We start from the raw sequence: 8,275 nt of genomic DNA on the forward strand, positions 1-8,275 counted from the left end.
AAGGGGCGATCAGCCTCGTCGAAGGCTGTCGCACACGTTGGATCTCGTCACCACGGCCAGACGGTCGAGCCTTCGTCCGTACCGTGGAAAGCTTCGACCTAGGTTGTGGCAAAATCATACGTGGAGCCCTTGAGACCACCGCCGCGCAGGCGGCATCCGGGGTCCGTCTCGGCCCATGCGACATCCACGCGGCCGAGTGCGCCGCGTAGTGGGTTTCATCGTGTCCAAGCTCTCGGCTGTCTGCGCCCGACACCGAGGCCGGCAGGCGTAGCGTCGAAAGAGCCCACTCTGCGCCCGCCTTTCGGCGTTGCGTCATGGCTCCTTACCTCGATCCTAGCTCGTTCTCTCGATCGGTGCCGTCAAAATCGAGCCGGTTGGTTCGGCAGATGGGTCTTCTCAAGGTGATTTGGCCGATCTTGCCGAGGCATAGCGGACAAAGCACTGCACCCTATTTAATTACTTCAGAAAACATATCATCGATTTATCGATTTATTGAATTTTAGGTTGTTACTTTTGCAAAAAACCAACCTTTACTTCAAAAAGCTACGACGAACACTTTCATGAGTTTTGGCTCCGCTGGGCACGACCCGGCCCGGCCACCTCATGGCGAAGCCCATGCCCGGTAGCGGCGCGACTCGAAGCACTGGCCGCCGTTCGACCAGCATCCCGCCAGCGTACACATCACGTTCTGGTGACGACACACGCAACGTCGAGGAACAGCCTGCCGCCAGAGCGAAGATGTCACAGTTAAGCTTGTATCCATCGGTGTAGGAACGAGCATCGGCGACACGCACGCTGCGACCGAAGAACCGCTGGTCAGGAAGCGTGCCGCACCCCGGTGCAACGCTGCCGGAGACGGGCAACGGGCCGGACGGAGCCATTGCCCAGATTCCCGCGGGCGGTTCCGGTCGTCTATTCAGAAAGCTTTACGATGAACGACATGAGCGCGGACAAGACCAATACCGAAACCTTCAAGATGGAAGGGAAGTGCCCGTTCGGTGGTGACCGCGTGGGTGGTGCGTTCGGAACGCCTCCGACCTTGGAGAACTGGTATCCCCACCGCCTCAGGGTCGAGCTTCTCCACCAGAACGGCCTTGCCGCAGACCCGCTCGGCCCGGACTTCGATTACGCGGCCGCGTTCGCCAGGATCGACCTCGCGGCGCTGAAGGGCGACATCAAGCAGTTCCTGACGACGTCCGTCGCGTGGTGGCCATCGGACTATAACAATTACGGTCCGCAGATGGTGCGGATGGCCTGGCACTCGGCCGGTACCTACCGCATCGCGGACGGACGGGGCGGCGCCGGCACGGGCATGCAGCGCTTCGCGCCGATCAGCAGCTGGTGGGACAACGGCAACACCGACAAGTCGCGCCGCCTGCTGCAGCCGATCAAGCACAAGTACGGCAACGGCCTGTCCTGGGCCGACCTGATGGTGCTGACGGGCAATTGCGCCCTCGAGATCATGGGCCTGCCGACCTACGGCTTTGCCGGCGGACGGCTCGATGCCTGGGAGGCGGACAACGCCACCTATTGGGGCCCGGAGGTCGTGGACATGCGGGAGGTCTCCAGCTTCGACGAGATGGTGAACCGCGACAAGCGCTGGCGGGGCAAGAACGGCGACGCCGAGTACGACCTCGAGAACCCGCTCGCCGCGTCCCACCAGGCCCTCATCTACGTCAACCCGGAGGGCCCCTACGCGAGCGGCGATCCGCAGGCTTCGGCCCGCGACATCCGGATCACCTTCACCCGGATGGCGATGAACGACGAGGAGACGGTGGCGCTGATCGCCGGCGGCCACGCCTTCGGCAAGAGCCACGGCATGGTCCCGGCAAAGGAAATCGGCCCGCCGCCCGAGATGGCGCCGATGGAGGCCATGGGCCTCGGCTGGCACAACCCGAAGGATTCGGGCGCCGGGCGGGACACGATGACCAACGGGATCGAGGGCAGCTGGACGCCCGATCCGACGCAGTGGGATAACAGCTACCTCGAAAGCCTCTTCAAGTTCGACTGGGAGCAGACGCGGAGCCCCGCCGGGGCGCTGCAATGGCAGCCGACGGACCCGAACGCGCCGAAGACCCCCGACGCACATGTGCCGGGCCAGATGCATCCGCTCATGATGATGACCTCCGACATCGCCCTCAAGGTCGACCCGGAGTACCGGAAGGTCTGCGAGAAGTTCCTGGGCGACTTCGATGCGTTCACGCAGGCCTTCTCCAAGGCGTGGTACAAGCTCACCCACCGCGACATGGGTCCCAAGCACCGCTATCTCGGCCCGGAGGCGACCATCGAGGACGGCCTGCTGTGGCAGGATCCGCTGCCCGAGCGCGTTTACGGCCTGATCGACGACGCGGATGTCGCTGCGCTGAAAGGCGCGATCCTGGCGTCGGGCCTCTCGGTCTCCGATCTGGCCTTCACGGCCTATTCGGCGGCGGCGACCTATCGCGACAGCGACAAGCGCGGCGGCGCCAACGGCGGGCGTCTCGCCCTCGCGCCGCAGAAGGACTGGCCCGTCAACCACCGGGCCGCTCCGGTCATCGCGGCCCTGCGCGGCGTCATGGCGGCGTTCAACGGCGGACGGAGCGATGGACGCCAGGTGTCGCTGGCCGATCTCATCGTGCTCGGCGGCTGCGCGGCCGTGGAGAAGGCGGCGCAGGATGCCGGCATCGCGGTGCCGGTGCCGTTCACGCCCGGCCGCGTCGACACCACCCAGGAACTGACCGACGTCGAGATGTTCACGTGGCTGAAGCCGGTCGTGGACGGATTCCGCAACTACGTCGGCGACGAATTCGGACAGGTGGCGCGTGGCGTCTCGCCGGAGGAGATGTTCCTCGACAAGGCCAACCTGATGACGCTGACGGCCCCGGAATGGGCGGTCCTCACCGGAGGCTTGCGTGTGCTCAACGCGAACCACGACGGGTCGGACCGGGGCGTCTTCACCAACCGGGTCGGCGTGCTGACCACCGACTTCTTCCGAACCCTGACCGACATCGATCTCGTCTGGGAGAAGGCGGACGAAAAGGCGATGGGCTTTGCCCTCAAGGACCGCGCGACCGGAGAGACGAAGTTCGAGGCGACGCGCAACGACCTCGTCTTCGGCGCGAACGCGCAGTTGCGGTCGATTGCCGACGCCTATGCCGGCAGCGACGGTCAGCAGCGGTTCGTGACCGACTTCGTCAAGGTCTGGGACAAGGTCATGATGCTCGACCGCTTCGATGTGAAGGGCCACAAGCGCTACGCGCCCATGGCGGCCTGACCGACCATCCCGACGGCCCGAGACGCAAGGATCTCGGGTCATCGGGCGCCCCCCTCGCACCGCGTTCAGCCACGGGGGAGGGGCTTGCTCGGCGACGCTCGGTCGCGGGTGCGACCGATCCCGACCGTCATCTTCGATCCGCTGCCGCCCGATCGACGACGGTCTCGAACGACGCGAGCAACGCCTACGAAGGTGGCTGCCGCGTGCGTGCCGTCTGTCAGCCGCGCTTGTTCTCCGTCGCGTCCTCGCCCGGCAGCACGAAGATCTGTCCGGGGTAGATCAGATCCGGATTGCGGATCTGATCCTGGTTGGCATCGTAGATCACGGTGTAGCGGTCGCCCGCGCCGTAGGTGCGCCGGCTGATCTCCCACAGGCTGTCGCCGCGTTCGATCCGAGCGGTCTTCACCTCGGGCACGAACACGGCGGAGGAGTTAGCCGTGGACGGATCCTTCGTGGCCTCGGACGATCCCCTCGCGGCCGGAGTCCCGGTACCGGAGGCCTGTGGCGAACCCGCGAGATCATTCGTCCGATCGGACTGTTGGGCGGTGTCGGAGGTGGGAGCCCGCGACTGCGATCCGTCCGGCTTGGCCTGGGGGCCGACCTCCTGGCTTCCGGCCAAGTGCTCCGTCCCGACGATCCGTTCGGTGTCCGGCACGGAGAACGGTACCTCCACGCGGTTGCGGACCTTTCCCGAGACCGCATCGACCTGATCGAGCCGGACCTTGTAGGCCCCCGGCTTTACGCCGCGGCCGATGGTGAACGTCACCGTTCCGTCGCGGCCGACGGTGGCGGGGGCGATGAGGGTGTCGTTGAGGTAGAGCCTTATCAACGAACCGGTGGCCGACCGACCGGTCACGAACAGCCGTCCCCCATCCTGGGCATCGACGCTGACGATCTTGGTCGCCGCCGCGAACGCCTCCTTCGAAGCGACGGCCGGAGCCGTCGAACCCGGCAGAGCCTTGTCGGCCAACGGACCCGGCCCGCTCGTGCCGGAACGGTCGGTGCCGGCTGCACCCTCGGCCGCCATCCCTCTGGATGCCGCAGCGGTGCCGCTCGCGAGCCCGCCACTCGATCTGTCCTGGATGGAATTGCCACGGCCGGGATCCTGCTGCCCGGCTGGGCCAAGGCCGAGCGCCGCCTGTCGGCCCGGCGCAGCGTCCGGTATCGTTCGACCAGCCATGGGTGGTAAATCCGGCTGCGACAGAACCACGGTCGGCTTGTCGGGAGAGGTCAGCGCGACCAGCGGTGTGGCATCGCGCGACGACGAGACCATCACAGCGACGCTCACCGGCGAACGGCGCACGCGCCCCTGGGCATCGGTCGCGCGAAGCCCGATCTCGCTGTTGCCGGCCGGGAGTGCCGGAGGGACGATGGCGAACGCGCCATCGGCATCGGCGACGACCTGTGCCAGGGGCTTGCCGTCGATCAGCAACTCCACGCTGGCGTCCGGCGACGCACGCCCGGCCACGACGACGTCTCCGTTCGACTCGACGCGCACGGTATCGAAAGTCGGCATGCGCGGGTCGAAGGTCCCGGCAGGCATCGGACCGCCCTGGGGCCCCCGCTCGGCCTTCGCACCCGATCCGGGCGGCGTGCCCGCTTGCCCATCCAGCGCTCGACCGGCATCGATCTGCGCCGGCGGAAGGGCTGCGACCGAGCCACCCGCGGGATCGGTGGCCGGGGGGGGCATCGCGCGGCGGCTGAGCATGTCGCTGCCGCCGAATACGGCCAGGATCAGCCCGCCCCCAAGGAGCAGACAGACGAGCGCCAAGACGACGCCGCGCCCGCGAACCGCAGGGGCTGCCTTCGTCTGTTCCGGGATCGGAATCGGGACTGGGTCAGCTTTGCCCGGACGACGGCGGCCAAGCAGGGCCGCGATGATGCCGGCACCGACGAGCACGCCGAGGAGCGCACGAACGAGGATACGAAGCAGGCCGATCATGATGCCGTTCCCGCGTCGTGACAATGAACTGGATGATGCGTGACGGTCCTGCCGATGAAGGTCGGGCGCCCGCTTCGCGAAAGAACGCCTCCCGTTCTCCGCTCCGCTCCGGACCGGCCGTAATGGCTATCCGGGTCGCGCCCGAAGGCGGCGGTATTTCCGCTGGGCGTCACCGCGATGATGACATCCGGGGTTGCGCCGAGTTCGTCGCGTGCCGCCGCGCCGTCCGAAGCCGCCGCATCGGCGCGGGCGACGATCTGCCAAAGCTCATGCCTATCGATGCCTGCCGTCACGTCCGACTACCTTCTACATCGCCTGGATGAAGTCATGCCGGAACAAGTGCGTGCGGGTACGGTTCCAGGGCAGTTCTTGGATGGACTGGTATATATCGATCATTGACGTGAACGTGACCGATCAACCAAAATTGCCTCTCGGTTTCATCTGGATGTGCGTGGGCACAACGAACTTTTTCTCAGGCAAAGCGAGCGCGCCCTCGCGTCCCCTCGAGCATCGGCCGGACGGGCATCTGGCGAACCAGGGCATTAAGCGAACAAGGGACTGCCCCGTGATGTCCGGGACTCGGTCGGCAAACGACCGAACGCAGCATTTGTCCAAGACACCGCCAGCGGTGCGAGCCTCAGTCCGCCCGTCTCTCGGACAGCGCGGATTGTCCAGGAACGCGTCGCCTTCCGCCCTCCATCACTACGGACCGACTGTCCGCCCCGAAGCGCGACGAGGCGAGCGCCGAAAAATCGGCATTTACCAGTCAAAGAACCGTAGAACTGATGCATCTGCATCATTGAGGATGGAAGCCGAGCGAATATCTGCGGTCAGCGCCGATGTCCGTGGGATAAACGGCGCAGACATTCCGAAGTTGTGCCGGACCTTACGTCCCCGATCAGGTCCGGCATGGCGCAGGGTCGGGCGTCGTGCCGCTCCGGGCGCACGCCCGGCCCGAAGCATTTCCGAACGAGAACATGGAGTGGAGACCGTCGTTGGCCAATCCCGGCATGCCCGAGCCCGCCCCCGGCGGCGATATCCCGTCCGAGATGCCGCCCCGACCGTATCCGGGAGAGCGGCCGCTCGGGTCGGATGAGCCCTCGGCGCCCTTCGAAGAACCGCCCTTCGAAGAACCGCCCTTCGAAGAACTGCCCTTCGAAGAACTGCCCACCGAAGAGTCGCCAAACGAGGCTCCTGCCGAGCCCGGCATCGGCCTCGATGATCGGCCCGGCGCCCCGGCGGACCCGGGCCTACGGGTCTGAGCGCTCTCCAGCCGGAAAGCCCGCACCCGGCTCCGCAGCCCCACGAGGAGCAGGCGATCCGCGAAGCCATCGAATCCGGCATGGCGCGCCGCGAGCTCCTGTCCCTCCTGGACGGACGTCGGGTCACCGAACTCGTCCCGCCTCGTGCCGGCGAGCCGCCGTCGGATTACGCGGTTCGGGCCACCGGTGAACTCATGATCCGCTACCTCGCGCAGGACGCGGACGATACGGCCCCATCGTGATCGGCCCCGCGCCAAGCCGGGCCTCAGCTCGCCGAGGCAGCCTCCGTCGAGGTCGTGCGCCCGGCCAGTTCAGGTGAATCCGTGGCGTATTGGCTCGCCGCGATGGTTCGCTTCACCGTGGAGCGGGCCGCGTCGATGGCGATGGCGGCGGCCGACATGGTCCGCGCTTGCGTCGGCCGCTCCAGGGCGTGCTTGGCGATCTCCCCCGCGAGGTCGTCGATCTCGCGGGCCAGCCCTTCGAGGCGTTTCGCATCGGCGCCGCCCTGGGCTTCCTGGCGAATCTCCAACAGGCGGTCGGTCGCCTCCTCGATGCGCTCACGGCGCAGGCGCGAGAGGCGTTGCCCCACCCAGGCGAGGGCCGAGCCGATGCCGCCGCCCAGGAAGGCGACGAGGTAGATCCAGGTTTCGTAGCGCTCGATGAAACCCTGCTGCTCGCGCTCGAAGAAGTCGACGGCGCCCGGATGGATGGGCAGCCGGGCGCTGGTCGCGCCGGCGGTGCTGTCGTAGCTCGGGGCCTGCATGTAATCGGCCGCCGGAGTTACGTTTGCCATGCCGCTGCGCATCTCGAACAGGTGCTGGGTCACATCGGCGGCGACGGATCGCGACAGGCTGGTGCGCGCCATGAGACGGTAGGACGCCCCCACCGTATGCACGTCCTCGGCGGGGATCTTCGGATTGCCCCCGAAGGTCTCGGCCGGCATCGTCACCGATTGCAGGCGCGGCAATCGCGCCACGATGGCGTCGGCGTTCTCCACATCGACGAAGGCGACTTTCCCGTTCCGGCTGACGCCTCGGACGATGCCCACGATGCGCTGGGCCGTCGGAGAGGTCGGAGCGATCACCGAGACCACCGCATCGACGCGCCGGGCCGTGAAGGCCGCCGCGAGGTCGGCCTCGGCCATCTCGACGAGGGCGACGTGGCGGGGCGGCAGCGGACCCTCGGGCTCCCGGTCGAGGAGCGTCAGGCCGTAATGCTCGACCATGGCCTTGATCAGGGCCTGGTCCGCGTCGCGGTGGGCCAGGATGGCGAGGCGCTTGCGATCGAGGTTCGGGAACCGGGTCAGGCCGGAGGCCTCGGGCGAGGCGATGATCATGGCTTGGTCGCGCAGGATCGCAAGGGTCAGGCCGTTGTCGGGCAGGTCGACGTCGGGCCGCACCACCGCGAGGTCGGCGCGCCCCTCCTGCAGGGCGGCGGCGCTGTCGCGCACGTCGTCGAGGGCCAGGACCTTGAGGCGGATCTCCTTGTGTCGCTTGGCGAGGGCGTCGGCGTAGGCCTGGATCAGGGCGGGCTCGGTCCCATCGCGCGGGGCGACGGCGACCGTCAGGACGGTGGCGCGCGAGATCCAGAAGGCGGCGGCCGCACCGAGGCCGAGAACCACGGCGAGCAGCAGGAAAACGATTTCCGGGCGCACGAGGAGCTTGGCGAACTTCATCGGCCTCTGGTCAGTCCCCGCCCGGGCGGCGGAAGCGCGGCGCGCTTCCGCCTTGGCGCTCAGCGCAAGACCTGCGCGCTTGAACTGGCCGTCGTCCTTGAACGCGGGGGCCGCCTTGAGGGCGTCCGTGCCGGCGTTCACCG

6 protein-coding genes are annotated in these 8,275 nt (G+C 67.3%); 2 read left to right on the forward strand and 4 right to left on the reverse strand.

Annotation, left to right across the window (positions count from 1 at the left end; all coding sequences use genetic code 11):
• Nucleotides 1-931: 931 nt before the first annotated feature.
• A complete protein-coding gene (gene katG, locus JWQ05_RS09275; RefSeq protein ID WP_299657797.1) occupies nucleotides 932-3,253 on the forward strand; it encodes a catalase/peroxidase HPI in 2,322 nt (773 codons plus the stop codon).
• Nucleotides 3,254-3,470: 217 nt separating this feature from the next.
• On the opposite strand, the gene JWQ05_RS09280 is transcribed toward katG, so the two are convergent.
• The 3 genes from JWQ05_RS09280 to JWQ05_RS20745 form a co-directional block, all read right to left on the reverse strand.
• Nucleotides 3,471-5,195 carry a LysM peptidoglycan-binding domain-containing protein gene (locus tag JWQ05_RS09280; RefSeq protein WP_299657799.1) on the reverse strand — a complete coding sequence of 575 codons (1,725 nt, stop codon included), beginning with the start codon at nucleotides 5,193-5,195 and terminating at the stop codon, nucleotides 3,471-3,473.
• Complete coding sequence (locus JWQ05_RS09285; RefSeq protein ID WP_299657801.1) at nucleotides 5,192-5,488, reverse strand: hypothetical protein; 297 nt, start codon at nucleotides 5,486-5,488, stop codon at nucleotides 5,192-5,194. Before JWQ05_RS09285 ends, JWQ05_RS09280 begins: the two co-directional genes overlap by 4 nt.
• A 466-nt stretch (nucleotides 5,489-5,954) precedes the next feature.
• Nucleotides 5,955-6,539 carry a pentapeptide repeat-containing protein gene (locus JWQ05_RS20745; RefSeq protein ID WP_366944576.1) on the reverse strand — a complete coding sequence of 195 codons (585 nt, stop codon included), beginning with the start codon at nucleotides 6,537-6,539 and terminating at the stop codon, nucleotides 5,955-5,957.
• Between JWQ05_RS20745 and JWQ05_RS09295 the strand changes: the two genes are divergently transcribed.
• Nucleotides 6,538-6,699 carry a hypothetical protein gene (locus tag JWQ05_RS09295; RefSeq protein ID WP_299657804.1) on the forward strand — a complete coding sequence of 54 codons (162 nt, stop codon included), beginning with the start codon at nucleotides 6,538-6,540 and terminating at the stop codon, nucleotides 6,697-6,699. The genes JWQ05_RS20745 and JWQ05_RS09295 overlap by 2 nt on opposite strands.
• Nucleotides 6,700-6,722: 23 nt before the next feature.
• Here JWQ05_RS09295 and JWQ05_RS09300 read toward each other — a convergent pair whose 3' ends face one another.
• Nucleotides 6,723-8,273 (reverse strand): TAXI family TRAP transporter solute-binding subunit, encoded by a 1,551-nt coding sequence (locus JWQ05_RS09300; RefSeq protein ID WP_366944577.1) that lies wholly within the window; start codon nucleotides 8,271-8,273, stop codon nucleotides 6,723-6,725.
• Between the last annotated feature and the right edge of the window lie 2 nt (nucleotides 8,274-8,275).

Origin of the sequence: Methylobacterium sp., from assembly GCF_028290105.1 — a bacterium.
Lineage (GTDB): Bacteria > Pseudomonadota > Alphaproteobacteria > Rhizobiales > Beijerinckiaceae > Methylobacterium.

What these genes read in the sequence shown, in the direction of transcription:
- katG (WP_299657797.1), top strand. Translation starts at nt 932, where the DNA reads ATGAACGACATGAGCGCGGACAAGACCAATACCGAAACCTTCAAGATG.
- JWQ05_RS09280 (WP_299657799.1), bottom strand. Translation starts at nt 5,195, where the DNA reads ATGATCGGCCTGCTTCGTATCCTCGTTCGTGCGCTCCTCGGCGTGCTC.
- JWQ05_RS09295 (WP_299657804.1), top strand. Translation starts at nt 6,538, where the DNA reads ATGGCGCGCCGCGAGCTCCTGTCCCTCCTGGACGGACGTCGGGTCACC.
- JWQ05_RS20745 (WP_366944576.1), bottom strand. Translation starts at nt 6,539, where the DNA reads ATGCCGGATTCGATGGCTTCGCGGATCGCCTGCTCCTCGTGGGGCTGC.